The sequence below is a fragment of the Micromonospora sp. CPCC 206171 genome, from assembly GCF_036906755.1.
GTDB classification, from domain to species: Bacteria; Actinomycetota; Actinomycetes; order Mycobacteriales; family Micromonosporaceae; genus Micromonospora; species Micromonospora purpureochromogenes.
The window spans coordinates 89,118-114,562 of sequence record NZ_JBAKHT010000016.1; the positions used below are offsets into that span (position 1 = coordinate 89,118).

General features: G+C 74.0%; 25 protein-coding genes. 11 read left to right on the forward strand and 14 right to left on the reverse strand.

Annotated features, from left to right (window positions below):
• Positions 1-68 precede the first annotated feature (68 nt).
• From V6U89_RS19105 to V6U89_RS19135, 7 genes are all read left to right on the forward strand, one after another.
• Positions 69-437: a hypothetical protein gene (locus tag V6U89_RS19105; protein ID WP_334572672.1), complete on the forward strand. Its 369-nt coding sequence runs from the start codon at positions 69-71 to the stop codon at positions 435-437.
• Positions 430-1,695 (forward strand): WXG100 family type VII secretion target, encoded by a 1,266-nt coding sequence (locus tag V6U89_RS19110; RefSeq protein ID WP_334572677.1) that lies wholly within the window; start codon positions 430-432, stop codon positions 1,693-1,695. The genes V6U89_RS19105 and V6U89_RS19110 overlap by 8 nt, the downstream gene beginning before the upstream one ends.
• A 299-nt stretch (positions 1,696-1,994) precedes the next feature.
• Positions 1,995-2,339 (forward strand): hypothetical protein, encoded by a 345-nt coding sequence (locus V6U89_RS19115; protein ID WP_334572682.1) that lies wholly within the window; start codon positions 1,995-1,997, stop codon positions 2,337-2,339.
• Between the two features lie 134 nt (positions 2,340-2,473).
• Positions 2,474-3,271: a hypothetical protein gene (locus tag V6U89_RS19120; protein ID WP_334572686.1), complete on the forward strand. Its 798-nt coding sequence runs from the start codon at positions 2,474-2,476 to the stop codon at positions 3,269-3,271.
• Positions 3,272-3,357: 86 nt separating this feature from the next.
• Positions 3,358-3,699 (forward strand): YkvA family protein, encoded by a 342-nt coding sequence (locus V6U89_RS19125; RefSeq protein WP_334572689.1) that lies wholly within the window; start codon positions 3,358-3,360, stop codon positions 3,697-3,699.
• Between the two features lie 42 nt (positions 3,700-3,741).
• Positions 3,742-4,161: a pyridoxamine 5'-phosphate oxidase family protein gene (locus V6U89_RS19130; protein ID WP_334572690.1), complete on the forward strand. Its 420-nt coding sequence runs from the start codon at positions 3,742-3,744 to the stop codon at positions 4,159-4,161.
• Positions 4,162-4,526: 365 nt separating this feature from the next.
• Positions 4,527-5,186, forward strand: a complete 660-nt coding sequence (locus tag V6U89_RS19135) for a C39 family peptidase (RefSeq protein ID WP_334572692.1) — start codon at positions 4,527-4,529, stop codon at positions 5,184-5,186.
• Between the two features lie 69 nt (positions 5,187-5,255).
• Here the strand turns inward: V6U89_RS19135 and V6U89_RS19140 are convergent, their stop codons facing one another.
• The gene (locus tag V6U89_RS19140; protein WP_334572693.1) at positions 5,256-6,416 is read right to left on the reverse strand and encodes a M20 family metallopeptidase; all 1,161 of its coding nucleotides are present in this window, start codon (positions 6,414-6,416) and stop codon (positions 5,256-5,258) included.
• An 825-nt stretch (positions 6,417-7,241) separates the two neighbouring features.
• Here V6U89_RS19140 and V6U89_RS19145 point away from each other — a divergent pair.
• Positions 7,242-7,835: a hemerythrin domain-containing protein gene (locus tag V6U89_RS19145; RefSeq protein WP_334572694.1), complete on the forward strand. Its 594-nt coding sequence runs from the start codon at positions 7,242-7,244 to the stop codon at positions 7,833-7,835.
• 52 nt (positions 7,836-7,887) lie between these two features.
• Here the strand turns inward: V6U89_RS19145 and V6U89_RS19150 are convergent, their stop codons facing one another.
• Entirely contained in the window at positions 7,888-8,349 is a 462-nt protein-coding gene (locus tag V6U89_RS19150) for an Lrp/AsnC family transcriptional regulator (RefSeq protein WP_334572695.1), read from the reverse strand.
• Between the two features lie 100 nt (positions 8,350-8,449).
• Between V6U89_RS19150 and V6U89_RS19155 the strand changes: the two genes are divergently transcribed.
• The gene (locus tag V6U89_RS19155) at positions 8,450-9,352 is read left to right on the forward strand and encodes an SMP-30/gluconolactonase/LRE family protein (RefSeq protein ID WP_334572696.1); all 903 of its coding nucleotides are present in this window, start codon (positions 8,450-8,452) and stop codon (positions 9,350-9,352) included.
• Positions 9,353-9,403: 51 nt separating this feature from the next.
• On the opposite strand, the gene V6U89_RS19160 is transcribed toward V6U89_RS19155, so the two are convergent.
• From V6U89_RS19160 to V6U89_RS19170, 3 genes are all read right to left on the reverse strand, one after another.
• The gene (locus tag V6U89_RS19160; protein ID WP_334572697.1) at positions 9,404-9,652 is read right to left on the reverse strand and encodes a ferredoxin; all 249 of its coding nucleotides are present in this window, start codon (positions 9,650-9,652) and stop codon (positions 9,404-9,406) included.
• 43 nt (positions 9,653-9,695) lie between these two features.
• The gene (locus tag V6U89_RS19165) at positions 9,696-10,904 is read right to left on the reverse strand and encodes a cytochrome P450 (protein ID WP_334572698.1); all 1,209 of its coding nucleotides are present in this window, start codon (positions 10,902-10,904) and stop codon (positions 9,696-9,698) included.
• Positions 10,905-11,094: 190 nt separating this feature from the next.
• Positions 11,095-11,277, reverse strand: coding sequence for an antitoxin (locus V6U89_RS19170; protein WP_334572699.1), 183 nt, complete (start codon positions 11,275-11,277; stop codon positions 11,095-11,097).
• 274 nt (positions 11,278-11,551) lie between these two features.
• On the opposite strand from V6U89_RS19170, the gene V6U89_RS19175 reads away from it, so the two are divergent.
• On the forward strand, positions 11,552-12,700 hold the full coding sequence (locus V6U89_RS19175) for an AI-2E family transporter (RefSeq protein ID WP_334572700.1): 1,149 nt from the start codon (positions 11,552-11,554) through the stop codon (positions 12,698-12,700).
• Between the two features lie 280 nt (positions 12,701-12,980).
• Here the strand turns inward: V6U89_RS19175 and V6U89_RS19180 are convergent, their stop codons facing one another.
• Positions 12,981-13,640, reverse strand: coding sequence for a dienelactone hydrolase family protein (locus V6U89_RS19180; RefSeq protein ID WP_334572701.1), 660 nt, complete (start codon positions 13,638-13,640; stop codon positions 12,981-12,983).
• Positions 13,641-13,830: 190 nt separating this feature from the next.
• Here V6U89_RS19180 and V6U89_RS19185 point away from each other — a divergent pair, with 190 nt between their 5' ends.
• Positions 13,831-14,010, forward strand: coding sequence for a hypothetical protein (locus V6U89_RS19185; protein WP_088964226.1), 180 nt, complete (start codon positions 13,831-13,833; stop codon positions 14,008-14,010).
• A gap of 117 nt (positions 14,011-14,127) precedes the next feature.
• On the opposite strand, the gene V6U89_RS19190 is transcribed toward V6U89_RS19185, so the two are convergent.
• From V6U89_RS19190 to V6U89_RS19225, 8 genes are all read right to left on the reverse strand, one after another.
• Positions 14,128-16,497 carry a glycoside hydrolase family 65 protein gene (locus V6U89_RS19190; protein WP_334572702.1) on the reverse strand — a complete coding sequence of 790 codons (2,370 nt, stop codon included), beginning with the start codon at positions 16,495-16,497 and terminating at the stop codon, positions 14,128-14,130.
• Positions 16,494-17,243 (reverse strand): beta-phosphoglucomutase family hydrolase, encoded by a 750-nt coding sequence (locus tag V6U89_RS19195; protein WP_334572703.1) that lies wholly within the window; start codon positions 17,241-17,243, stop codon positions 16,494-16,496. Before V6U89_RS19195 ends, V6U89_RS19190 begins: the two co-directional genes overlap by 4 nt.
• Positions 17,244-17,302: 59 nt before the next feature.
• Complete coding sequence (locus V6U89_RS19200; RefSeq protein WP_088964229.1) at positions 17,303-17,770, reverse strand: DUF4442 domain-containing protein; 468 nt, start codon at positions 17,768-17,770, stop codon at positions 17,303-17,305.
• 221 nt (positions 17,771-17,991) lie between these two features.
• On the reverse strand, positions 17,992-19,014 hold the full coding sequence (locus V6U89_RS19205) for a hypothetical protein (protein WP_334572704.1): 1,023 nt from the start codon (positions 19,012-19,014) through the stop codon (positions 17,992-17,994).
• Between the two features lie 96 nt (positions 19,015-19,110).
• Positions 19,111-20,418, reverse strand: coding sequence for an ABC transporter ATP-binding protein (locus V6U89_RS19210; RefSeq protein ID WP_334572705.1), 1,308 nt, complete (start codon positions 20,416-20,418; stop codon positions 19,111-19,113).
• A gap of 138 nt (positions 20,419-20,556) precedes the next feature.
• Positions 20,557-22,734, reverse strand: coding sequence for a bifunctional glycosyltransferase/CDP-glycerol:glycerophosphate glycerophosphotransferase (locus tag V6U89_RS19215; protein WP_334572706.1), 2,178 nt, complete (start codon positions 22,732-22,734; stop codon positions 20,557-20,559).
• Between the two features lie 18 nt (positions 22,735-22,752).
• A complete protein-coding gene (locus tag V6U89_RS19220; protein ID WP_442933948.1) occupies positions 22,753-24,705 on the reverse strand; it encodes a DUF5941 domain-containing protein in 1,953 nt (650 codons plus the stop codon).
• Positions 24,702-25,445 (reverse strand): ABC transporter ATP-binding protein, encoded by a 744-nt coding sequence (locus V6U89_RS19225; protein WP_334572707.1) that lies wholly within the window; start codon positions 25,443-25,445, stop codon positions 24,702-24,704. Before V6U89_RS19225 ends, V6U89_RS19220 begins: the two co-directional genes overlap by 4 nt.

Below are 25,445 nucleotides of genomic sequence, written 5' to 3' on the forward strand. Positions count from 1 at the left end.
CCGGCTGGCGCCGGTCGACTAACCTGGGCGTGGCCGACGGATCGACTATGGACAACGGGGATGCTGCCATGACCGGGCGTACGACAGTCGACGTTCTGTCCCTGGAGGACTTTCACCAGCGGTTGGCGGACCGGCTCGCCCAGGCGGAGGCGGCGCTGAAGAAGCTCAACACCGAGCTGCAGTGCCGCCCGCCCGCGCTCGGCTCCTTCACCGACGCCAGCAGCAACGCCCGCCGCTACAGCGAGATGCAGGCGAGCTACGCCGAGCAGGTCGCCCGGCTGCGCCGCGCCGTCGAGGCGTCCCGGACGGCGACCCACACGATCATGACGAACTACCGCACCACCGAGGCGCGCAACGCGGCGAACGCCGCCGACATCGAGGCCGCGCTCAACGGGGTGGACGAGGCGCTCAACGAGCGGGGGGACGGTCGTGTCTGAGTACACCCAGCGCTATCAGCATGTCAGCCACCGCGAGCTGTACGACGCGGTGCACGCCGGCGACCCGCAGCAGATCGACAACCTGGCCAGCCAGTGGAGTTCGCTGCGGGACACGCTCGACAACCTCGCCCGGGATCTCGGCGCCGACCTGGACAAGTTGGCCCCGACCTGGACGGGCGACGCCGCGCGGGAGTTCCAGGACCGGCTCTCCCTGGTCGTGCGCTACTCGTCGGACCTGGCCGAGGGCACTGCCGACGTGCGGCAGGCGCTCTCGCTGATGGCCGGCCAGCTGCGCACCGCCCAGCGGAACGCGGAGAGCCCGGAGGCCACCGACGACCACGACAAGGCGCTGGACGGGGCGACCAAGGGACTGGTCCTCGGCGTGCCGGGCATGATCGTCGGCGGCATCCTGGGCCACCAGCAGGACAAGGCCGAGCAGGAGAAGGCCCACCAGCGGATGGTGCAGGTGGTGGCCGACCTGGCCGCGGGCTACGAGGTCGCCTCGTACGGCCGGGTCGTCGACCCGCCGGCCCCGCCACCGCGACTGCCCGGTGAGGCCGACCGGAACGGCGCCACGACCAAGGCCGGCCCGTCGGTGGGCAGCCCGGCGTCCGCGCCCGGCACCGGGATCGCCGGTCCGGGTGGCGGCGCCACGGTGTCCACCCCCAGCAGCCCGGCGCACGGCCCGACGACCGGTTCCGGCGACACCGGCACGGGCGGCACCGGCACGGGTACCACGACCACGCCGGTCACCGGCGGTGGGCTCGTCGGCACCGGCACCTCGCTCGCCGGCGCCGAACCGCTCACCGGCGGCGGGCTTCCCGGGGGTGCTGGCCTGGCCGGCGCCGGGGCCGCGACGGGCGGTGGCTCGGGCATGGCGTTCGGCGCGGCCGCCGGCATCGCGGCCGGCGGGGTGCTCGGCACCGGCGCGCTGGCCTCCTCGGGCCGGGCGTCCGCCCCGGCGCCGGTCCGGCCGGCCACCGGCGCCACCGGCATGGAGAACCGGTCCGCCGCCGGCACCGGACGGCTGGCCTCCGGGCAGCTGGGCAGCGCCAACGGCGGCCGGCCGGGCACGGGCGGGGCGCCGGCCAACCGGGCGGCCACGGCCGGTGGCGCCGGCCGCAACGGCGTGATCGGCGGGCGCGGCCAGCACGGCGAGGACGACAGCGACGAGCGGCTGACCTGGCTCACCGAGGACGAGATGGTGTGGCACGACGGCGCCGACACCGCCCCGCCGGTACTCGGCGGCGACCGCTGACCTGACGCACGACGAGCGGCCCACCCGGGAGTTTCCGGGTGGGCCGCTTCGCGTTCCGGGGCATCGGATCGTTCGAGGCTCGCACGGACGACGGGGCCCTCGCCGACGTGCCGGGCGCACGGCTGCGCGGACGTCAGCAGAGGTAGCCCAGCCGGCCGGGCTCAGCGGAAACCGCGCCAACCCGGCCCCGTCGTCCCGCCGGGCAGTCCGTCCGTCCACACGGGACGAGTGGTCGGGGTCACGCCGGTGACCGCCCTCGGTCCGCTGCACCGGCCCTTGCGTGGCGATAGGTTGGAGATGTGTTGCCCGTAGCGTCCACCCGCCCCGTTCGGCGGGCGACGCTGCGCGACCTGACCCGGCTGGCGCTGACCGCCCTGGTGCTCGCGGTCGGTCTCGGCGGCGTCTTCGCCCCGACGACCGGCCCGGCCGCCGCCGCGCCGACCCGGCCCGCCGTGTCGGCCGCCCGGGTGGCCGAGGCGCCGGCCACCGCCCAGCCGATCGACGAGCAGCCCACCGACTTCCCCGCCCGGCCGATCCCGGCCCGGCGGGACGCCGCCCCGACCGACCGGCCGCTCGCGGCGCCAGCGGCGACGACGGACCCGGTCCGGGACGCCACCGGCCGGCGCGGCCCGCCCCGGCGCTGAGCCACGCGGCGCCCGCCCGGCGCCGGACCACCGCCGCGCGACCCGTCGCGCACGCGGCTCCGCTCCGGGTACGCCCGCCGCTCCGCTCGCCCGGCCCGTCCGTCCACATCGATCCCCGCCGTGAGGTGCTGGTGATGCAGACCGTCTTCTCCTCCGTCCTGCCCGACGTTCCCGCCGCCGCCGTGATCTGGCTGGTTCTGCTCGCCGTCGCGGCCGTCGCCTTCGGCGCGCTGGTCGCCCGTCCGGGTTGGCTGCGCTCCGCCGTCGCCGGCCGGATCCGGCAGGCCGCGCTGCCCAGCACCATGGAGCTGGCCGAGGAGGAACGGGAACGCACCCGGTACGCCGGCGAGGTCGGGGTCGCCGCCGAGCGCGCGTCGGCCACCGCCGGGCGGCGGCGCGCCGAGTGGCTGGCCGCGCAGGACGAGGTGGAGGCGGCCTGGGCGGCGTACGAGGCGGCCGAGGCGGCCGTCCGCCGGCTGTCCGCCGCCGCCGCGATGCCCCTGCCCGGCACGGTCCGCACCCCGGCCGAGTACGCCGACCGGGAGCGGTACCTGCACCGGGCCGCGCTGGACGCGTACTGGGGCAAGGAGCTCTCGGTGGAGCAGCTCAGCGACGTCTTCGCCCACCGCAACGGCTGGGACCCGCGGCGGCACCCGGTCGAGCAGGAGCTGGTGCTGCGCCGCGCCATCCGGGACAACCTGGCCGCCCGACACCGGGCCGCGTCGGAGCGGGAGCGGGCGGCGTGGCGGGAAGCGGAGCTGACCGTGGCGGCGGCGCGCAGCCTGCGCGAGGAGGCGTTCGCCGCGCTGGACCGCAGGCCGGAGGAGGTCGAGTCGGTGGTGCCGATGCCGGAGACCCGGCGGACGGCGGCGGAGCCGGTCCGGGAGTCGGCAAGCGTGGCCCGGGGTCGGGCCGCCGTCGCCGCCTACTGACCCGAGCAGGCTCGGCGGCAGGTATCCGCCGGGTCTCACCGCCGCGCTCGTCGGCGGTGGATGCGGAGTTCGGCTAGCGTGACGGCATGTCCCGGGAGACGTTGGTCCTCGTCGTCATCGGCGGCATCCTGGCGCTGGCGACGCTGGTCGGCGCGGTGCTGCTGGCGATCCGGGTGGTCCGCGCCCGCCGGCTGCTCGGCACGCTGGGCGTCGGGGGCAAGGTGGCCTTCTACGGCGCGCTGATCTACACGATCCTTCCGGTGGACGTGCTGCCCGACCCGATCTACCTGGACGACATGGGGATCCTCGCCGGGGCGCTGATCTACCTGACCCGGCTGGCTCACCAGCGCCGGGCGCAGGCCCGCCGGTTGCCCGGCCAGCCGGACACTCCCCCTGGTCAGGACCGGGTACGCCGTCCCGTGCCATGATCGTGCGGGCCGGCCGAAGCACCGGGCCGGAAGGGGACGGACATGGCCGGCGACCATCGGTTGGACCCGCACGACGAACGGGTCGTCGCGTTCTGCCGGGAGCGGCACCTCGCCACGCTGACCACCCTGCGCGCCGACGGCACCCCCCACGTGGTGCCGGTGGGGGTCACCTTCGACCCGGACGCCGGGCTGGCCCGGGTGATCACCTCCGGCGGCTCCGCCAAGGCCCGGCACGTCGCCGCCGCCGGCCCCGAGGGCACTCCCGTCGCGGTGTGCCACCTCGACGGGCGGTGGTGGCTGACCATCGAGGGCCGAGCGATCCTCCGCACCGACGCGGCGTCGGTGGCCGAGGCCGAGCGCCGTTACGCCGAGCGCTACCGCCAGCCCCGCCCCAACCCCGAGCGCGTCGTCATCGAGATCGCCGTCACCCGCCTCCTCGGCAGCCTCCCCCCACCCACCTGACCCCCCACCCCCGCCCTCGCCCCCCTTTCCCGTCCGCACTTTCACGGAATGCGTGCCTATTCCGCGCCGAATAGCCACTCATTCCGTGAAAGTGAGGTCTCGGCCCGGGTGTCGGGGTCGGGGTGGGCGGGGGTGAGGGGGGCCACGGGGGGCGCGGAATCGGCGGGGTGGGGTGGGTCGTTGGATCCTGCGTACGACCGTGGCAGGGCAGGTGACGGGCCGGAATGGGTCCGGGCCGTCGGTCGTTGCGTTGCTGGTGAGCGCGGGCCGATCGGGTCCGCGTCCTGATGATCCGAGCGCCTTTCCCGGTGCTTGCGTCCGGGTCTGCATGGCCGGGCGGCAACCCCCCCAAAGGAGCTTCGACCATGAAGACGATTTTCCGTAACGGCATGCTCTCCGTCGCCGGCCTGGTCATGACCGGTGGCGCCATCGTCGGCCCCGCCGTGGCCGCGCAGGCCGCGCCGGCCGAGAAGGCCTCCGCGTCCGTCGTGTCCGAGAAGGGCAAGGACAAGGGCAAGGGCAAGGGCGAGCGCCGCGCCGGCTACGAGTACCAGGCGCAGCCGAACTTCTTCTACTGTGGCCCGGCGTCGACCCGGATGGCGCTGTCGGCCGACGGCAAGGCGGTCAGCCAGGACGAGCTGGCCAAGAAGCTGGGTACCACCGAGAACGGCACGGACTCGGCCATCGACGTCACCCGGGTGCTCAACGAGTACACCGGCGGCCGGTACAAGACCACCGAGATCAGCGACGAGGTCGCGTCCAAGGAGCAGATCGAGCGGCTCCGGGCGGACGTCAAGGCCGCGGTGGACGCCGGTGACCCGGTGGTGGCCAACATCCTCGGCGGTGCGGTCGACGTCGACGGCGTCGAGCACTACTACCCCGGTCACTACCTGACCGTGGTGGAGTACAAGGACGACGGCAACACCGTCAAGATCGCCGACCCGGCCGCGCCGGACGTCCAGGAGTACTGGATGGACGTGGCCGAGCTGGCCAACTGGATCGCGGGCCGCGGTTACAGCTCCTGATCCCGAACTGATCGATGATCGACCGAGGGCCGGTCTCCCCGACAGGGCGAGGCCGGCCCTCGTCGCTGTTCAACGGCGGGCCACCTCGTCGATCAGCCCGGCCAGCAGCGCCACCCGGGGCACCACGGAGTCCAGGTCCAGCCACTCGGCGGGGCTGTGATCGTCGCCGCCGACCGGGCCGAGCCCGTCCAGCACGGTCGCGCCCGCCTCGGCCAGCAGGTTCGCGTCGGCGCAGCCCCCGGTGGCGGTGTGCGACACGGGCAGGCCGAGGCCGGCGCCGACCTTCCCGGCCAGCTCGGCCAGCCACCGCTCCTCGGGCCCGGGCTCCCACGGCGGGGTGGGCGCGTGCACGGCCAGCTCGGCGCGTACCCCGGGGACGGCCGGCTCGGCGACCAGCCGGCGGATCTCGGCGAGCGCGGCGGCGTACTCCCCGGTGTGCCAGGCGCGCAGGTCGACCAGCATCCGGGCCCGGTCGGCGACCACGTTGGGCCGGCCGCCGGCGTCCAGCACGCCGACGTTGACGGTGACCCCGGGCCAGCGGCCGTTCAACGCGTCCAGCGCGACGGTCAGCCGGGCGGCGGCGAGCAGCGCGTTCGCCCCGCGCTCCGGCTCGATGCCGGCGTGCGCGGCCCGGCCCCGCAGCACGATCTCCAGGTCCGCGACGCCCTTGCGCGCCGACACCAGGTCACCGTTGTCGCGCGCGCACTCCAGGCAGAGGGCCACGTCGGCCTCCGATCCGAGGGTACGCAGCAGCGGCCGGCTGCCCGGCGAGCCGATCTCCTCGTCCGGGGTGCAGACCAGCACCAGCTCGCCGTACTCCTCGCGGCCCAGCCCGACCAGCACCTCGACGGCGGCGAGCCCGGCGAGCAGGCCCCCCTTGTCGTCGCAGACCCCCGGCCCGTACGCCCGGCCGTCGTGCACCCGGAACGGCCGGGTGGCGGCCGTGCCGGGTGGGAAGACGGTGTCGAGGTGGCCGGCGAGCAGGATGCGGCGCTCTCCCCGGCCCCGCCGCCGGGCGACGAGCACGTCACCGAGCGGCGTGCCGGACGGGTCGGCGACGGGTTCCCGCTCGACCGCCAGTCCGGCCGCCAGGCACCAGGTCTGCACCAGGTCGGCCGCCTCGCGCAACCCGTCGACCTGACCGGAGCCGGAGTCGACGGCGACGAGCTGGGCCAACCGCTCGTGGTACGCCCCGAGCCGGTCCCCGGCGGTGGCGAGCAGTGGATCCATCAGAGCACCTTCTCCAGGAAGGCGCGGGTGCGCTCGTGGCCTGGTCCACCAGGCCCTCGGCCAGCCCGACCAGGGCGTAGTCGTAGAAGACGTCGTCCGACTGCGGCACGGTGCACGACCCGGCGGCCGGGGCCACCCCCTCCTTGCCCGGCGCGATCACCGGCTGCCAGCGCTCGGCCCGGTAGCGGTCGCCCTCGGTGAGCCGGCTCCACCGGACGCCCTCGACGCCCCACACCCCGCCGGTGTCGGTGACCCGCGCCCGGCGCAGGTCGAGCACGCTGACCCCGCGCTGGCCGATCACCCGAAGCGAGCGGTGCCGGCCGCCGACCCCGGTCACCTCCAGCGCGGTGTTCTCGTCCAGTCCGAAGACCCGGTCGTTGCCGGTGTCGGCAGCGAGGCGGATCGACCGGGCCTCCCGGCCCCGCCGGGAGAAGTGGGTGTCCAGCAGACCCTCGGTGAAGAAGCCGAAGCCCCCCTTGGGCAGGTAGCCCAGGACGCCCGGGTCCTCGAAGTAGCCGGGCTTGCGCCGTACGGCGGCCAGGGCGGCCGAATCCCGCTGGGCGGCGCCCCGGGTCATCGTGGTGACGTAGCGGTACTGGTCGCCGCCGCCGAAGAAGAAGCCGGTCATCGACTCGATCTGCTTCGCCACCGCCGGGTCGTCGGCGGCCTGCGGGTGGTCCAGGTCGATCGGGATCCACTGCGCGCCCGCGGTGCCGGTGCGAGAACGGGCGATCCGTACCGCATCCGCCGGAGGAGATTCGGTCGGCCGCAACGGGGTACCAGCCCCACAACCGACCGTCCGCAACCGGTAAGGGGCAGCAGAACATGAGCCATCACGAGACGAGCCACCAGGACGTCGTGGACGTGCTGACGACCGACCACCGCGAGGTCGAGGCGATCTTCGTCGAGCTGGAGAGCCGCCGGGGCACGCCGGAGCACCGCCGCCAGCTGGCCGACGTGGTGATCGCCGAGCTGGTCCGGCACTCCGTCGCCGAGGAGGCGTACGTCTACCCGGCCGCCCGCAAGGCGCTGCCGGACGGCAAGCAGGTCGCCGAGCACGAGATCTCCGAGCACGCCGAGGCCGAGCGGACCATGAAGGAGCTGGAGTCCGTCGATCCCTCCGACCCGCGCTTCGACGAGCTGCTCGCTCACCTGACCAGCACGATCCGGCACCACATCGAGGACGAGGAGGCCGACCTCTTCCCGCGCCTGCGGGCCGCTGTGGCGCGCGAGGAGCTGGTCGAGCTGGCCGGCAAGGTGCAGGCGGCGAAGAAAACCGCGCCGACGCGCCCCCACCCGGCCGCCCCGGACCACCCGCCGGCGAACAAGCTGCTCGCTCCCGGCGCCGGCCTGGTGGACCGGATGCGCGACGCGCTCAGCGGCCGGCCGACCTCGATGGCGGAGCTGCGCAAGAAGTGACCCGAGCGTCCCCGCGACGGCCGTGCCCATCGGGGCGTGGCCGTCGCGTCGTTCATGGGGCGGCCGTGGGCGGGCGGGGATCGAGTGGGCGTTCGAAGAACGTCTCCAGCACGACGATGGTCCGGGTGCCGGTGACCCCCTCGACGGCGAAGAGCCGGCGGAGGCTGGCCTGGAGCTGTTCCGGGGTGCCCACGCGGATCTTCACGAGCACCGAGGCGGGGCCGGCCACCACGTGCGCCTCCTCCACCTCCGGCAGGGCGGCCAGTGCCTCGTGGGTGGGCCGGTCCCCCATCCAGGCGTTCGCCTCGACCATCACGAAGGCCAGCACGCCCCGACCCACCGCCGCCGGGTCGACGTCCACCGTCGTACGCCGGATGACCCCCTGCTCCCGCAGCTTGCGGACCCGCTCGTGGGCCGCCCCGGTGGAAAGCCCGACCGTCGCGGCGAGCGCGGCGTACGACTGGGTGGCGTCCCGTTGCAGGGCCGCCAGCAACCCGCGGTCGATGTCGTCCACTGAGCCTCCTCGAATGTGATCCGGCCAAACTATAGGTTGAACGACTGTGGTCCGGTCATGCTAGCGTCACGCCGAACGCGATCACAGGGGGTGGCAGACGGTGGACAGGTTCAGGACCCGGTTCGAGGTGTGCGACGAGCGGTTCCGGCGGGTCAACGGCGACGAGTGGGTGGAGTGCCTGTGGACCGGCGGGCGCTGGCTGGAGGGGCCGGCCTGGTTCCCCGCCGGGCGGTACCTGCTCTTCAGCGACATCCCGAACGACCGGGTGCTGCGCTGGGACGAGACCACCGGCGCGGTGGGCGTGTTCCGGCACAGCGCCGGGTACGCCAACGGGCACACCGTCGACCGGCGCGGCCGGCTGCTCAGCTGCGAGCAGGGCAACCGCCGGGTCACCCGCACCGAGCCGGACGGCTCCGACACCGTGCTGGCCGACCGGTGGCGCGGCAAGCGGCTGAACAGCCCGAACGACGTGGTCGAGCGCTCCGACGGGTCGATCTGGTTCACCGACCCGAGCTACGGCATCGACAGCGACTACGAGGGCAACCGGGGCGAGTCGGAGATCGGCGGCAACCACGTCTACCGCATCGACCCGACCAGCGGCGAGGTGGGCCTGGTCGCCGACGACTTCGGGCAGCCCAACGGCCTGGCCTTCAGCGCCGACGAGTCCACTCTGTACGTGGTCGACACCCGACACAAGCACCTGCGCCGCTTCGCCGTCCGCGACGACGGCACGCTCGCCGGGGGCGAGGTCTTCGCCACCTGCGACGCCGGCTCCTTCGACGGCGTACGCCTGGACGAGGCCGGCCGGGTCTGGGTGGCGGCCCACGACGGCCTGCACTGCTTCGATCCGGACGGCACCCTGCTCGGCAAGCTGCACCTGCCGGAGGTGGTCGCCAACTTCACCTTCGCCGGCCCGAAGCGCAACCACCTCTACCTCTGCGCCTCCAGCTCGCTCTACACGCTGCGGGTCAACGTCAGCGGCGTCCGCTACCCGGGCTGGTGACCGGTCGGCGTCCGGGTGGCCGGTGCCGCCGGCCACCCGGGCGCGCCGGGCTCACGGCTCCGGCGCGATCCGGCTCCCCTCGGCGTCGGAGACGATGATCGCCTCCATCGGGCACGACTCGGCGGCGTCCCGCACCTCATCCCCCGGGGCGACCCGCTCGGCCAGCGGGCGGGAGAGCCCGTCCACCAGCACGAAGTGGGCGGGTGCGGCGCCCGCGCAGATCCCCGACCCGATGCACCGGGTCGGGTCGACGAAGACCCGCCAGCGGGCGGCGTCGCCTGCCGCACTCCCGGCGCTCACCGGCGCCACCGGCCGTCCGCCGGCACCGGACCCGGCTCCGCGCTCACCAGGCCACCGGCATCGCGGTCAGGCCCCGGACCAGCAGGCCGCTCTTCCACGTCAGTTCCGACTCCGGCACCGCGAGCCGCAGACCGGGGGTACGCCGCAGCAGGGTCTCCAGCACCACCTGGAGTTCCATCCGGGCCAGTTGCGCGCCGACGCAATGGTGCACACCGTGGCCGAATCCGACGTGCGGATTGACCTCCCGGCCCAGGTCCAGCCGGTCGGGGTCGGCGAAGACCCGCTCGTCCCGGTTGGCCGAGTGGATCGACACGATCACCGGCTCGCCGGCCCGGACCAGCTCGCCGCCGAGTTCGACGTCGGCCAGGGCGTACCGGGGGAAGGCGGCGGTCGCGCCGAGCGGGATGAAACGCATCAGCTCCTCGACCGCCGTCGGCACCAGGGCCGGGTCGGCCCGTAGCCGCTCCCAGCCGTCCGGCTCGGTCAGCAGGACGTACACCATGTTGGGGATCTGGGTCACGGTGGTCTCGTGGCCGGCGGCGAGCAGGCCGGCGGCCAGCCGGACCACCTCCTCCTCGCTGAGCCGGTCGGCGTGCTCGTCGCGGGCCCGGACCATCGCGCCGATCAGGTCGTCGGTCGGGGCGCTCCGTCGCTCGGCGATCAGCCCGGCCATGTACCCCAGCAGCTGCTCGACGTAGCTCTCGGCCACCTCCGGTGGCAGCGAGGTGGTCGAGACGACCGCCTCCGACCAGGTGTGGAAGCGGTCCTGGTCGGTGACCGGCACCCCGAGCAGGTCGCAGATGACCCGGATCGGCAACGGGGTGGCCAGGTGGGCGACGAGGTCGGCCGGCGGCCCGGCGGCGACCATGGCCGCGACCAGCTCCTCGGCCACCGACCGGGTACGCGGGCGTAGCTCCTCCACCCGGCGGGCGGTGAACGCCTTCGCCACCAGCCGGCGCAGCCGGGTGTGCTCCGGCGGGTCCATCTGGAGGATGCCCGTGTCGGTCTGCCGTGGACTGTTGCGGGGCTCGTCGCGGCCCACCGAGGCGGCCCGGCTGAACCGGGGGTCACCGAGCACGGTCCGGACGTCGGCGTGCCGGGTGGCCAGCCAGGCGGGCTCGCCGAACGGCATCCGGATCCGGGTCAGCGGCTGCTCGTGCCGCAGCCGGGCGTAGCGGGGGTCGATGTCGAGCCGGTGGGGGTCGCTGAACGGGTAGGGCTGCGGGATGGTCGGCTGGGCAGTCTCGGTCACCGGGGGTCGCTCCCTCTGGTCCGCGGCCCGCCGCGCCGGGCGGGGCCGGTCCGCTCCGCACGACTCCACGGTGAGTCATGCCACGACTGCGGATCGTAGCGAGGCCGGTCGATGCTGACCAGACCGTCGCCATCCCCGGACACGCCGCTGCCGGACCACCCGCGGGCGGTCCGGCAGCGGAAACGCGATGTCAGCGGGCCTGGTCGCCCTCACCCGTGCGCGCCTGCGCCATGTCGACGGCCTTGTCGGTCTGCTCGTCGTACTTGCCGCCGGTGCGCTGGTCGGCGGCCTCGCCGGCCTTGTCCAGGCCCTGGTCGACCTGCTTGTCGTGCTTGTCGGCCATGTCCTTGGCCTTGTCCATGAAGTCACTCACCACGGTCCTCCTCGCTCGGTACCTGCTGCGTTCCCTCCGGTCCCGACCGCAAACACCCCCGGCTCCTGTCGCGTGCCCAGGTCACCCTCGGCCGCCGCAGCAGTGGCCGGCGCGGGCGAAGTCCTTCGCCGGCCATGCCCGGCGGTGGTTGTCCGCCCGCCTGGCCCGGACCGTCCAGAGCGGAACCACGCGCCCGGGACGGCGTTGATCCACCGACGGGTGTCGGAGCGCGGCCGTACGGGTATCGATCCCGCCGAGACCGAGGAGGATCGACGTGGACGAGGACGGTGCCGGGCGTACGCCCGAGGTGACGGCGGCGCGTGCCCGGCCGGCGCCACGACAGGCCTGGGCGGCGCTGCCCTGGCTGGTCCGTACGGCGGTGGTGTGGAGCGCCTGCCTGGTGGTCGTGGTGTTCGCGCTCTACCTGCTGGGTCGGGTGGCGGTGCTGCTGGCGCCACTGGCGATCGCCGTCGCGGTCACCCTCTTCCTCACCGCACTGCTCGATCCGGTGCTGCTGCGCCTGCGCCGGCTGCGGGTACCGCCCGCGCCGGCGGCGCTGCTGTCGCTCCTGCTGCTGCTGGGCATCCTGGTCGGGGTCGGCGTGCTGGTGTGGAACCTGACCGCGGCCCAGTTCAGCGAGCTGAGCGAGGAACTCGGCGAGGGCGTCCAGCGCAGCCGGGACTTCGTCACCTCCACCCTGCCGGTCAGCGACGCGCAGCTGGACAAGCTGATCCAGCAGGTGCGCTCCGGCATGGGCGGGGGCTTCGACCCGGTCGGCGGGGCCCGGACGGCAGCCGAGGTGGTCGGTTCCGCCCTGCTCGCCCTGGTGCTGCTCTTCTTCCTGCTCAAGGACGGCCGGACGATGTGGCAGTGGGTGCTGCGCCGGACGACCGGCCCGAACCGCGAGCTGACCGCCGAGGCCGGCCGGGCCGGCTGGCACACGCTGGGCGCGTACAGCCGGGGAACGATGATCATCGCGGCGATCGACGCGCTCGGCATCGGGCTGTCCCTGGTGCTGCTGCGGGTGCCGCTCGCCCTGCCGCTGGCGCTGATCACCTTCCTCGGCGGCTTCGTGCCGATCATCGGCGCCACGGTCGCGGGTACGGTCGCCGTGCTGGTGGCGCTGGCCGCCAAGGGTCCGACGACGGCGCTGCTGGTGCTGGTCGCGGTGATCGCCGTCCAGCAGATCGAGGGCAACCTGCTGGAGCCGCTGATCATGAAGCGGCAGGTGCAGCTGCACCCGGCGGTGATCCTGGTGGTGGTCACCGCGGGCACACTGATCGCCGGGGTCGCGGGCGCCTTCGTCTCGGTGCCGATCGCCGCCGTCGCCTACCGGGTCGTCGACACCGTCCAGCGCCACCGCGAACGGATCGCCACCACCCGCCCCACCCCGCGCCCCTCCCCGCCACCAACCCCCGCCTGACCCCACCCACCCGCACCCGCACCCGCACCCGCACCCGCACGGGCACGGGCACTTTCACTGAAAGCGTGGCTATCGCGCGCCGGATAGCCACGCTTTCCGTGAAAGTGCACGCTCGCGGAGCGGGCCGCCCTCGCGGAGCGGGCCGCCCTCGCGGAGCGGGCCGCCCTCGCGGAGCGGGCCGCCCTCGCGGAGCGGGCCGCCCTCGCGGAGCGGGCCGCCCTCGCGGAGCGGGCCGCCCTCGCGGAGCGGGCCGCGCTCGCGGAGCGGGGTGGGTGGGAGGTCAGGCGGGGACGCGGAGGTGGGCGGCGAACCAGTCGGCCGCGTCGGCCGCCACCTGCTCCAGCGTGCCGGGCTCCTCGAAGAGGTGGGTGGCGCCGGGCACGATCCGCAACTCGTGCGGCGCGGTGAGCGCCGCGGCGGCCTGCTCGTTGAGCGTGATCACCTGCTCGTCCAGGCCACCGACCAGCATCAGCGTCGGCGCGCGTACCCCGGTGAGGGCGGGACCCGCCAGGTCCGGCCGGCCGCCCCGGGAGACCACCGCCGACACCCGGTCCGGTCGCCCCGCCGCCGCGACCAGTGCCGCCGCCGCACCGGTGCTCGCCCCGAACAGGCCCACCGGCAGCCGGCCCAGAGTGGGCTCGGTGCCCAGCCAGTCGACGATTCCGGCGAGCCGGTCGGCGAGCAGGCCGATGTCGAAGCGCAGCTCGGCCGTGACGGCGTCGACCGCGTCCTCCTCCGGGGTGAGCAGGTCGACCAGCACGGTGGCGGCGCCCCGACTCCGCAGCACCCCGGCCACCGCCGTGTTGCGCGGGCTGTGCCGCGAGCTGCCGCTGCCGTGGGCGAAGAGCACCACGCCGTTCGCGCCCTCCGGGACGGTCACGTCGGCCGGGAGCCCGATGTCGGCCACCGGGATGGTCACTTCGTTGCTTCCTGTCCGCATCTGTACCCCTCCGTACCGTCGATCCGCACCGGCCCGGCGGGATACCCGCGCCGCCGGTACCCAAGCGGGGGTGCCGCGGACGGGCTGCGGCGGTCGCCCGGCGTTTGCCGCCGACGACCTCGGGAAGCCGCAGGGTGACCGCAGGACGGCGCCGGCGTGCCCGGCGCCCCGACGGATCGCGAGGATCGCCATGGCTGAGCAGAAGTCCAGGCAGCAGACCCGGACGGCCGAGCAGGAAGAACGCGAACAGGACGCCGAGCGCGGCCGGGACTGGGCGGACGAGGCGGCTCGGGCCCGCACGGCGGACGACCCGGCCGCGATGGCTCCGCGCGACGCGGGGGGTCGGCCCTCCAACGGCCGCCAGTTCTGACCCTTTCCGGCCACGAGGCTGGCGGTGGACGCCGCCGGCCTCGTGGCCGGTCGGGCTGGTCAGCCGGCCTCGTGGCCGGTCGGCCTGACCAGCCGGCCTCATGGCCGGTCGGGCTGGTCAGCCCTCCTCGGGAAGGTGCAGCAGCGGGGACCGACCCGGGGGTTGCTCGGGTGCCGGGCCGGGCGGGTCGGGCGTGGGCACCGGGACGGTGACCGGCAGGGAACTGGTCACGGTGATCTTCTCGCCGTGGTGGTGCAGCTCCACCACCGTGTCCGGCCCGCCGTTGCGCAGCGAGTACGTCGTCTGGTGCGGCCGCACGTCCACCCGCAGCCGCAGTGAGCGCCACTGCAACGAGAACTCCAGCCGGCTCAGCCGACTGGACAGGCGCGGCGAGAACGACAGCGTCCCGTCGTGGTCGCGCAGGCCGCCGAAGCCGGAGACCAGCGCGATCCAGGCGCCGGCCAGCGAGGCCATGTGCACCCCGTCGCGGGTGTTCTCGTTGAGGTCGTGCAGGTCCATCAGCGCGGCCTCGCGCAGGTAGCGGTGGGCCAGCTCCGGGTGCCCGACCTCGGCCGCCATCACCGCCTGGGTGCATGCCGACAGCGAGGAGTCCCGGACGGTACGCCGCTCGTAGTAGAGGAAGTTGCGCAGCTTCTCGTCGGCGGTGAAGGCGTCACCCCGCCAGTGCATGGCCAGCACCAGGTCGGCCTGCTTGACCACCTGCTTGCGGTACAGGTCGAAGTACGGGTAGTGCAGCAGCAGCGGGTACTTCTCCGGCGGGGTGTGCTCGAAGTCCCACTCCTGCAACCGGGTGAAGCCCTCCACCTGCTGGTGGACCTTCAGCCCCTTGTCGTACGGGATGTACATGGCGTTCGCGGCGTCCCGCCACTGGGCCGCCTCCTCCTCGGTCACCCCGAGGTCGATCGCCTCGTCCCGGTAGCGCATCGCGCAGTCGGCGGCGGTGAGCAGGTTCCGCTGGGCCATCAGGTTGGTGTAGATGTTGTCGTCCTTGACGGCGGTGTACTCGTCCGGCCCGGTCACCCCGTCGACGTGGAACCGACCGCTGCGGTCGTGGTGGCCCAGCGAGCGCCAGAGCCGAGCCGTCTCCACCAGCAGCTCCAGGCCGATCTCCTGCTCCAGCTGGTCGTCGCCGGTGACCAGCAGGTAGCGGCGCAGCGCGTCGGCGACGTCGGCGGCGATGTGGAAGGCGGCGGTGCCGGCCGGCCAGTACGCCGACGACTCGGGGCCCTCGATGGTCCGCCAGGGGAACGCCGCGCCCTGGAGGTTCAACGTCCGGGCCCGTTCCTGGGCCTGCCCGAGCGTCGAGTGCCGCCAGTAGAGCGCGTCCCGGACGGCGGACGGCTGGGTGTAGGTGAGCACCGGCAGCACGAACATCTCGGTGTCCCAGAACGCGTGCCCGTCGTACCCGGGGCCGGTCAGGCCCTTGGCCGAGATGGGTCGCCGCTCGGCCCGGGCGCCGGCCTGCAGGACGTGGAACAGCCCGAAGCGGACCGCCTGCTGCACCTCCGGATCGCCCTCGACCCGCACGTCGGCAGCGTCCCAGAACTCGTCGAGGTACTCCCGCTGCTCCCGGCGCAGACCCTCCCAGCCGTCCAACCGGGCCGCGGCCAGCGCCGCGCCGACCTGGTCGCGCAGCGCCGGCAGCGACCGCTTGCTCGACCAGCCGTACGTGAGGTACTTGACCACCCGCAGCGTCTCGCCGGGCTTCAGCACGCAGCCCACGGTGGTCCGCACCCAGTCCTCGTAGCCCTCGGACTCGACGGTGAACTTCCCCGGGGCGAACACGTCGTGGCCCATCTCGGCGGCCACCCGCAGGCTGCTGACCTTGGTGCGGTGGATGAGCAGCCCGCCGTCGTCAGTGGTCAGCTCCTCCTCGGCCAGCAACGGCGATTCCAGCACGGCGGCCACCCGCGGGTCACGGCTCTGCGCCGGCAGCGTCTCGTTGGCGACCAGCTCGGACTGGAGGATGAGCCGCAGCGGCCCGTCCACCGCCTCCACCTCGTAGTTGATCGCGGCGACCGCGCGCTGGGTGAAGGAGACCAGGCGGGTGCTGCGGACCTTGACCTCGCGTCCGGCCGGGGAGCGCCAGTGCATCTCCCGGTGCAGGGTGCCGGCGCGCAGGTCGAGGATCCGCTCGTGGCTCAGCAGCTCGCCGTACCGGACGTCGAGCGGCTCGTCGTCGACCAGCAGCCGGATCAGCTTGCCGTTGGTGACGTTGACGATGGTCTGGCCCGACTCGGGGAAGCCGAAGCCGGCCTCCGCGTACGGCAGCGGGCGCAGCTCGTAGAAGGAGTTGAGGTAGGTGCCGGGCAGGCCGTGCGGCTCCCCCTCGTCGAGGTTGCCGCGCAGCCCCACGTGTCCGTTGGAGAGCGCGAAGACCGACTCGGACTGGGCCAGCACGTCCATGTCGAGCCGGGTCTCCCGGATGTGCCAGGGCTCGACCGGATAGGCGCGTTCGCGGATCATGCCGCGGTCCCTTTCAACAGGTCGGAAAGGTCGGTGACCACGATGTCGGCGCCGTGGGCGCGCAACTCGTCGGCCTGCCCGACCCGGTCGACGCCGACCACGTAGCCGAAGCCGCCGGCCCGCCCGGCGGCCACCCCGGCGAGGGCGTCCTCGAAGACGGCGGCGTTGGCCGGGTCGACCCCGAGCAGCTTCGCGCCGGCCAGGAAGGTGTCCGGGTGCGGCTTGCCGCGCAGTCCCTCGGCCCTTGCCACCAGACCGTCGACCCGCGCCTCGAGCAGCGGTTCCAGGCCGGCGGCGGCGACCACGTCACGGCAGTTCGCGCTGGCCGAGACCACCGCGCGGCGCAGCCCGGCCGCGACGGCCGCCCGCAGGTACGTCACCGAGCCCGGGTAGACCTCGACACCGTCATGGTGGATCCGCTCCAGCAGGACGACGTTCTTGCGGTTGCCGACCCCGTTGACCGTGTCCGCCTCCGGCGGGTCGTCGGGGCTGCCCTCCGGCAGCACCACGCCCCGGGAGGCGAGGAAGGACCGGACCCCGTCGGCGCGGGGCCTGCCGTCGACGTACCGGTTGTAGTCCGGCCCGGGGTCGAAGGGCCGGAACGGCTCACCGGTGGCCGCCGCCCGCCGCGCCAGGAACGCGTCGAAGGTCTGCTTCCAGGCGGCGTTGTGCACCTTGGCGGTCTGCGTCAGCACACCGTCCAGATCGAAGAGACAGGCGGACACATGAGCAGGTAGGCCCAGCACGGTACGAATCTATCCAGCGCACCGCCCGAACAAACCCGTTTCGTCAGGTGCCGGTGCCGTCAGCGGTTGGGGCGCAGCGTCCAGACGACGGTCATCGTGCCGGTGACGGTGCCGTCCTCGGTGCCGATCTCGACCTCCACGGGGAACTCCGGGCGCTGCCCGGCGTCGAGCTCGGCGACCACCTCGGCCGGCGTACGACCGAGCCGGGCGGTGGCCAGCACCGGCCCCATGGCCAGCTTCCGGTACGCGATGTCGGCCCGCACGGCGAGCGGCACCGCGCGGTCGAGCAGGTGGCCGAAGGCGGCCATCACCACCGTGCCGGACGCGGTCTCGCCGAGGGTGAACATGGCGCCGGCGTGCGGGCCGCCGACGTGGTTGTGGGTGGCCGGCGTGTCGGGCAGCCGGACCACGGCCCGGACCCCGCCCTGGGCCTCCGGGGCGACCTCGACGAACTCGAAGCCGAGGGTACGGGCGAACGGCACGGCCTGGAGCATCCCGGCCGCCACCTGGCGCGAGTCGATGGACATGCCCCGACGTTACTAGCCAGTAACTTTTCCGGCAAGCCACCGGCGACCAGCAATTTCGCCGGGGCCGGCAGCCCCATGATCGACGCCATGTCGGCGGAACGGCGGTATCTGCCCCGCCCGGACACCGCCACTACGGCGACATGGCGGCGGACGACGCGCGGCCAACGACGCGCGCGGGCCGGCGGCGGGGCGGTGTCGGCCCCGTCGCCGGCCCCTGCCTCTCAGAACAGGTTGCCGAGGGTGCGCAGGATCTCCGCGTAGAAGTTGCCCTCGATGCTGCGGAACAGCGCGAAGTTCTCGCCCGGGCTGCCGACGAACGGGCGCAGGGTCCAGGCGAGCTGAGTGCCGACGAAGCCGAAGAGCAGGATCCAGACGTACAGCAGGGTCATGCTGGCCGGCCGCTCCGACTCGCCGCGCCGCACCGGCGGGGTGGCCCACGGCCGGCCCGCACCGGCGTACCCCGGCGGCACCATCCCGGGCGGGAAGGCCGCCACCGGGTGGCCGGCCAGCACGACCGGCTGCGCCGGGACACCGGCGGCCGGCTGCGCGGGAACGACGGAGACCGGCTGCGCCTCGGCGACCGGCGTGGTGGTGCCGTTCGCGCCCGCCGCGCCGTTCGCGCCCGCCCCCACGGCCACCGGCTCCGCGACCGGCTCACCGGCCACCGGCTGGGCGGGTACCGCGGCCTGCGCGGCCGGGGCGGCCACGGCGGCCTGAGTGGCAGCGGCGGCGGTCGGCGGGGCGAGCAGGCCGTGCTGATTGAGCACCTGCATCCCGCCGGTGAGGAAGCGCAGCCCGACCACCGCCGACAGCGTCAGGATCGCCACGTTCAGCAGCTTGAAGAAGCCGTAGTCCGGTGCCGTGATCAGGAAGAAGAGGCTGATCGGGGCGAACGCCACCGCCAGCATCGAGGTGACCGTGATCGCCACCATCACCAGGGCCACCGACTGGCGTACCGACAGCCGGGCCCCGAACACCAGGTTGAACAGGTAGAGCGTGGGCAGGCAGATGGCCAGGGTGATGAGGAAGAGCAGCGGCAGCTTGACCGCCGAGGTCAGCGCCATCAGCACACCGTGGAACGCGCCGAGCACCGCCCCGTAGCAGGCCAGCGCGACGGCGGAGCTGGCCAGCATCCGCCCGGTCAGCGCGTTCAGGTCGTCGTCGGCGACGATCTGCTGCCAGATGCCCTGCCGATCACGCAGGATCCGCTCGATCACGAGCGGGCTCGGACGGTCACCCGACACGACGGGCCCCTCTCTACAGGCGGTGCTCAGTGGACTGGGTGCGCTGACCGTAGGGCATGGGAGCCGTCGCCCGCAGCCCCGCCCGAGCCGGACGGCTCAGCGCCAGCCGACGTCGATCCGGTCGCCGCGCTCGTCGAAGAAGTGCAGGGCGTCCATCCGTACGGCGACCGACATCGGGTGACCCGCCGAGATCGCCGGGTACGGGGCGAGGCGTACCGCCAGCTCGGCGGGGCGGCGATGGTGGCGCCCCAGGTCGGGGAGCACGCTGGTCCGGTTGCCGCCCCCGGTCGGGGCGGAGATCGGCTCCAGCTCGCCGGCCCGGCCGGTGAGCCGCTGCATGACCTGCCCGAACCGGCGCAGCCCGCGCTGCCCGGCCGGCGCGTCGTCGGCCGTGGCGCCCATCTCGTCCACCACGATCGCGGTGGCGCCGATGTCCAGGAAGGCCAGCGACTCGTGCCCGTGGTGCTCCAGGTAGCGGACCCGGCCTTGGAGCACGTCGCCGGAAGTGTCCGGGGCGACCGGGGTCAGCGCCTCGGCCCGCATCCCGACCACGATCCGCTCGCCGTGGTAGTGCGCCACCGCCCGGCTGCGGATGTCGTCCCAGGGCAGGTAGAGCGCCTGCTCGCCGAGGGTGAGGGTGACGTACCGGTCGAGGTGGACGTAGACCGACGCCTCCAGCAGGTTCATCCGGGGGCTGCCCAGGAACGCCGCGACGTAGAGGGTGGCCGGCCGGCCGTACACCTGGGTCGGCGTGCCGACGTCCTGCAGGACGCCCTTGCGCATGATGGCGACCCGGTCGGCCATGGTCAGCGCCTCGGCCTGGTCGTGCGTGACGTAGATGGTGGTGACGCCCAGCTCCCGGGTCAGCCCGGAGATCTCCGCGCGCAGCTCGGCGCGCAGTCCGCTGTCCAGGTTGGAGAGCGGCTCATCCATCAAGAAGAGCCCCGGACGACGCACTATCGCCCGCCCCATCGCCACCCGCTGCCGCTGGCCGCCGGAGAGCTGGCTCGGCTTGCGGCCGAGGACGTCCCCGATGCCGAGCGCGCCGGCGACGTCCTGCACCCGCTCGCCGCGCGGGGCCGGCTCCACACCGGCCAGTCGCAGTGGGAAGGCGATGTTGTCCCCGACGGTCATGTGCGGATAGAGCGCGAAGTCCTGGAAGACCATGGCGATCCTGCGCTCCCGTGGCGGCAGGTCGTTGGCGACCTCGCCGTCGAGCATCACGGCGCCGGAACTCGGGTCCTCCAGGCCGGCGACCATCCGCAGCACGGTGGACTTGCCGCAGCCCGACGGGCCGAGCAGCACCATGAACTCGCCGTCGTTGACGTCCAGATTGACGCTGTCGACCGCGAGCGTCCCGTCCTGGAACACCTTGGTGACATCCTTGAGCGCGACGGTGGTCACCGTCTCCTCCCCCAGCTCGGCCGAACCCCGCGCTTGACTGTGACGAGCATCATTCGATCAGCACATCGGGTAAACGTGCGATGTTGCGGTCATGACGGTCCTATTACCGGCAGCGGCCCGATCAACGGGACCACAGGTTCAGGCGGGATCGTCGAGGAAGACCCGACGGACCACCCGCTCCGCGGCGTGCCCGTCGTCCAGGGTGCAGAACCGGTCCCGGAACCGCTGCCGCGCCCGCTGAGCCTCCGCCCCGGTCACCGCGTCGGAGCGGAAGAGTTCCAGCAGCTCGGCGAAGGTGAACGCGACGGCGCCGGGCGGTTCGGCGGTCACGTCGAAGTAGACGCCCCGGGCCAGCGCGTACGCGTCGCGGTCCGGCGCGTACACGACGATCGGGCGATCCAGGACGGCGTAGTCGAACATCGCCGACGAATAGTCGGTGACCAGCACGTCGGCCGCGAGATAGAGGTCCTCCACGCAGCGGTGGTCGCTGACGTCGACCGCCCGACCCCGGGTACGCCGGCGGGCCCGGCCGGCGCGGTCGTGGAAGTAGTGGCTGCGGATCAGCAGCCGCCCGGACGGCCCGAGCACGTCGAGCAGCCGCGCCGGGTCGAACGGTGGGCGGTAGCGGGGCAGGTGTTCGCGGTGCGTCGGCGCGTACAGCACCACCCGCTCGTCCGGCCCGATGCCGAGCCGGTCGCGGATCTCCCGGACCTCCTCGGCGGTGGCGGTGACCAGCCGGTCGTTGCGCGGGTAGCCGACCTCCAACGTGGTGTACGAGGCCGGGTAGGCCCGGTCCCACATCTGGGTGGAGAAGCTGTTCGAGGTGATGCTGTAGTCCCAGCGGTCCACCCGTCGCAGCAGCCCGGCGAAGTCCATCCCGCCCGCGCCGAGCGGGAAGCGCTGCTGGTCCAGGCCCATCACCTTCACCGGCGTGCCGTGGTGGGTCTGCACGTGCACGGAGCCGGGTCGCTTGCGGACGAAGTCCGGGAAGTTGACGTTGTTCACCAGCCACCGGGCCCGGGCCAACGTCCGGTAGTAGCCGGGGGTGCCGGCGACCACGTACTCGGTGCCGGGCGGCAGCGTGTCCACCCGGTCCCGCCGGACGATCCACACCCCGCGGACCTGGGGGGCCAGCCGGCCGGCGGCGGCGTGGATCGCGGCCGGGTTGCAGGCGTACCCGCGGTACCAGTACGCGGCGTAGACGGCCAGCGTCGGGTCGATCGGTCGGCGCAGCTCGGCCCGGTAGTACTCGCGCAGCACCGCGTCCCGGGTCAGCCGGGCGGTACGCCGGGCCACCGGCAGCGCCCACCGGGCCGTGCCGCGGGCCGTCGCCCGGGCCTGGTTCGCCGCGCGCAAGGCGCTGAACGTCCGCCACCGTCCCGCCGCGACCAGCCGGTGCTTGAGCCCCTCCAGCCCGGCCGGCGCGGGGTAGCCGTCGGGCGGCCGGAAGCGCCGGTGGTCGGCGGCCATCTGGGCGAAGAACGCCGGGCGCAGCGCGGGGGCGATCCGTTCGCCGTTGCCGAGCACGGTCAGGTGGTGCCAGACCATCCGCTCGAAGACCGGCGGCCGCAGCTCGGCCACCGCCGGCCCCCAGCGGTCCATCAGCGCGAAGACCCGGTGCCACTGCGCGAAGACCTCGAAGTGCCGGTCCCCCCGGGTCCGGGTGATCGCCCCGGCCCGCCGCTGCCGGTAGTTGACGCAGACCCGGTCGAGCACGGCGATCCGCTCGGCGGCCAGCAGCACCGGATAGGTGAAGGAGACGTCCTCGTACCACCCGGGGGCGAAGCGCAGCCCGAGGTCGATCAGGAACTCCCGGCGGACCACCCGGTTCCAGGCGGTGTGCAGCAGCTGCATGGTCTCCGGCCGGTCCCGCAGCCGGAAGGTGGTCTCGCCGGGCGGCTCCGGGAACACCTCGGCCATGGCGCTGCGGGTGGCGGTGTCGTTCCAGTGCGCGCGGACGTGGTCCACCACGAGGACGTCCGGGCGGGCGACCCGCAGCCGGTCGGCGACCTCGGGCAGGCAGTCCGGGGCGAGCCAGTCGTCGCCGTCGACGAACCAGACGTACTCGCCGACGGCCCGGTCCAGCCCGGCGTTGCGGGCCGGACCGAGCCCGACGTTGCGGGGCAGCCGGAGCGCCCGGACCCGGGGGTCGCGGGCGGCGTACTCGTCGAGGATGTCGCCGACGGCGTCCGGCGAGGCGTCGTCGACGCCGATCACCTCGAGGTCGTCGAAGGGCTGCCCGAGGATCGAGTCCAGGCACTCACGCAGGTAGCCCTGCACCCGGTAGGCCGGTACGACGAAGCTGATCAGGGTCATCCCGGCCGTCCCCCTTGGTCAGCCCGGCGAACCGCCTCCCACCGGGACGGCCGTCACCCGCGCGGCGCGGGCCGGCAGGACGACCCAGGCCAGGACGACACTCGCCACGAATCCCACGAGAAGGTGCGTACCGAGTGTAGCCAGACCGATACTCACAATTCCGGCGATCGCCGCCAGCGCCAGCAGCACCGACCGCCCCTCCCAGCCCAGCGTCCAGCGGTGCAGCGGCGGGGCCGCCTGCCGCTTCTCCAGCCGGGCGGTCAGGTCGTAGTGGTGCAGGGTGAGCACCAGGACGTAGCCGAAGACCAGCCAGGGCGGCGCGTCGCCGACCGCCCCGACGGCGATGGCGAACAGGTACTCCCCGGCCCGTAGCGCGGCCGGGACCAACCAGTCCAGCGGCCCGTTGTGCGCCGCGCCGGCCCCCAGCCCGCCGACCAGCAGCACCAGCAGCGCCGCCGGCACCCACCAGCGCAGCCCGCCGTCGTCGGTCAGCAGCGCCGCGACCAGCAGCGCCGCCGGACCCAGCGCCGCCAGCACCGCCAGCGTCAGCGGGCCCATCGGGCGAACCACCGGCAGCCGCGCCGCCAGCGGCCCGTCGTCGCGGTGCAGGGTGGCGTCGACCGTGTCCAGCACCGGCACCCACATCCAGCGGGCCCGCACAGTGCGCAGCGCCCCGGTGTACGCGAACGCCAGTGTCCCCCAGACCAGCACCGCGACCAGGCTGACCAGCGGGTTGAACAGCGCCGCGGTCAGCGCGATCAGCGCCCACCGCTCGCCGATCGGGAAGACCACCGTCCGCTTCAGCCAGTACGACACCGAGCCGGTGTCGGCCTGCACCCGGGTCGAGGCGGCGTTCAGCCGGTCACCGAGGCCGCCGCCACCCCCGCCCACCGACGTCTTCGGCCGGCGGGCCGCCTCGTCGTGCAGCACGCCGTACCAGGTGTCGGTCATGTGCCGCACGGTCTGCAACGTCATCGCGGCGATGGCGAGGGCCCAGCCGTACCGGAAGCCCGCGTGCGTCGCCCCGTAGCCGAGGCCGGCGTAGACGACGTACTCCTTCGCCCGGTCGGCCATCGTGTCCAGCCAGCCGCCCCAGGCGCTGAAGTGCCGGGTGTAGCGGGCCAGCTGGCCGTCCACACAGTCGAGCACGAAGCCGAGGTAGAGCAGCACCGCCCCGCTGACCAGCGCGGGCCGGCCGCCGACCGCGAACAGCACCGCCGCGGCGACGGCGAAGAGCACCGACAGCATGGTCACCGCGGTCGGGCCGAGGCCGATCCGGGCCGACGCCTTCGTCACGTACGGCGACCAGGTGCTGACGAAGTAGGTGGTGAAGAAGTCGTCCCGCTCCTTGACCGACAGCCGCAGCTCGGCCTTGTCCTCGTTCACCCCCGCCAGCGCCGCCTCGGCGGCGTGCAGCCCGACGGCGTCGCCGACCCGGTGCGCCACGAGCAGGCGTACCCGGTGGGCGAAGGTCAGCGTGCCGAGCGCGGTGAGCGCGGCGAAGAGCCCGTCCACGGCGGGCCCGGTCGCCGGCCGGGTGGCGGCGGCCCGGGCGGCGGCCGCCAGGGCCGGCAGGTCCTCCACGCCGACCCGCAGCGCGCCGCCGAAGACGCCGGTGGCGTCGGCCAGCTCCGGCCCGGCCTCGACCACCTGGCCGCGCTCCTCGCGCACGGCGGTGCGGCCGGGGACCGGCGGGTCGGTGAGCACCAGGGCCACCGTCGGGCCGACCGGGCTGGTCGCCAGATGCTTGAGTACGGCGGTGTGCGCGACCAGGTCGGCCCCGCTGACGATCACCGGGCCGGTGGCGGCGCCCACCAGGGCGGCCAGCTCGTCCAGGTCGGTTGCGGCGCGCACCTCGTCCGCCCCGGCCCGGCGCCACTGGGCGGCCAGCCGGTCGGCGAGCGGCTCCCCGGCGCCGGTGGGCAGGCCCGCGGCCGGCGCACCGGCGGCGAGCACGATCGCGAGCGTCACCGCGGGACCGCGGCGTGGTACGCGTCGAGCGCCTCGGCAACCGTGCCGTCCACGGTCAGCCGCCCGCCGTCGAGGTAGAGCCCCCGACGGCAGAACCGGGTCAGATCCTTCTCGTTGTGTGACACCAGCACCAAGGTGCGCCCCTCCGCGAGCAGTCGGTCGATCGTCGAATAGCACTTCTTGCGGAACTCCGCGTCGCCCACCGCGGTCACCTCGTCCATCAGCAGGATCGGGTGCGGCAGGTGGGAGATGATGGCGAACCCCAGCCGGACCTTCATCCCCGACGAGTAGTGCCGGACCGAGGTGTCGATGGCCCGCTCCACCTGCTCACCCGCGAACGACACGATGTCGTCGAAGTGCCGCTTCAGGTACGCCGACGACAGCCCGTGCAGGCCGCCGACGAGATAGAGGTTCTCCCGCCCGGTGAGGTCGTTGGAGAAGCCGGCGGAGAGCTCCAGCAGCGGCGCGACGTCACCGCGCACCCGGATCCGCCCCTCGTCGGGGATGAGCACCCCGGCGATGAGCCGCAGCAGGGTGCTCTTGCCGGTGCCGTTGCGCCCGATCACCCCGACCGTCTCGCCGGGCTGCACAGTGAAGGAGACGTTCCGCAGCGGCCAGAACTGACCGGACGCGGCGCCCCGCCCGCCCCGGTGGATAAACAGCTCACGCAGCCGCAGCTGCCGCCGGCGGTTGCGGACGAAGCGGATACCGAGGCCCTCGGCCTCGATGATCGGCGCCAC

What these genes read in the sequence shown, in the direction of transcription:
- V6U89_RS19140 (WP_334572693.1), bottom strand. Translation starts at nt 6,416, where the DNA reads ATGGATCCACTGCTCGCCACCGCCGGGGACCGGCTCGGGGCGTACCAC.
- V6U89_RS19190 (WP_334572702.1), bottom strand. Translation starts at nt 16,497, where the DNA reads ATGATCCGCGAACGCGCCTATCCGGTCGAGCCCTGGCACATCCGGGAG.
- V6U89_RS19145 (WP_334572694.1), top strand. Translation starts at nt 7,242, where the DNA reads ATGAGCCATCACGAGACGAGCCACCAGGACGTCGTGGACGTGCTGACG.
- V6U89_RS19130 (WP_334572690.1), top strand. Translation starts at nt 3,742, where the DNA reads ATGGCCGGCGACCATCGGTTGGACCCGCACGACGAACGGGTCGTCGCG.
- V6U89_RS19135 (WP_334572692.1), top strand. Translation starts at nt 4,527, where the DNA reads ATGAAGACGATTTTCCGTAACGGCATGCTCTCCGTCGCCGGCCTGGTC.
- V6U89_RS19120 (WP_334572686.1), top strand. Translation starts at nt 2,474, where the DNA reads ATGCAGACCGTCTTCTCCTCCGTCCTGCCCGACGTTCCCGCCGCCGCC.
- V6U89_RS19125 (WP_334572689.1), top strand. Translation starts at nt 3,358, where the DNA reads ATGTCCCGGGAGACGTTGGTCCTCGTCGTCATCGGCGGCATCCTGGCG.
- V6U89_RS19185 (WP_088964226.1), top strand. Translation starts at nt 13,831, where the DNA reads ATGGCTGAGCAGAAGTCCAGGCAGCAGACCCGGACGGCCGAGCAGGAA.
- V6U89_RS19105 (WP_334572672.1), top strand. Translation starts at nt 69, where the DNA reads ATGACCGGGCGTACGACAGTCGACGTTCTGTCCCTGGAGGACTTTCAC.
- V6U89_RS19180 (WP_334572701.1), bottom strand. Translation starts at nt 13,640, where the DNA reads ATGCGGACAGGAAGCAACGAAGTGACCATCCCGGTGGCCGACATCGGG.
- V6U89_RS19200 (WP_088964229.1), bottom strand. Translation starts at nt 17,770, where the DNA reads ATGTCCATCGACTCGCGCCAGGTGGCGGCCGGGATGCTCCAGGCCGTG.
- V6U89_RS19215 (WP_334572706.1), bottom strand. Translation starts at nt 22,734, where the DNA reads ATGACCCTGATCAGCTTCGTCGTACCGGCCTACCGGGTGCAGGGCTAC.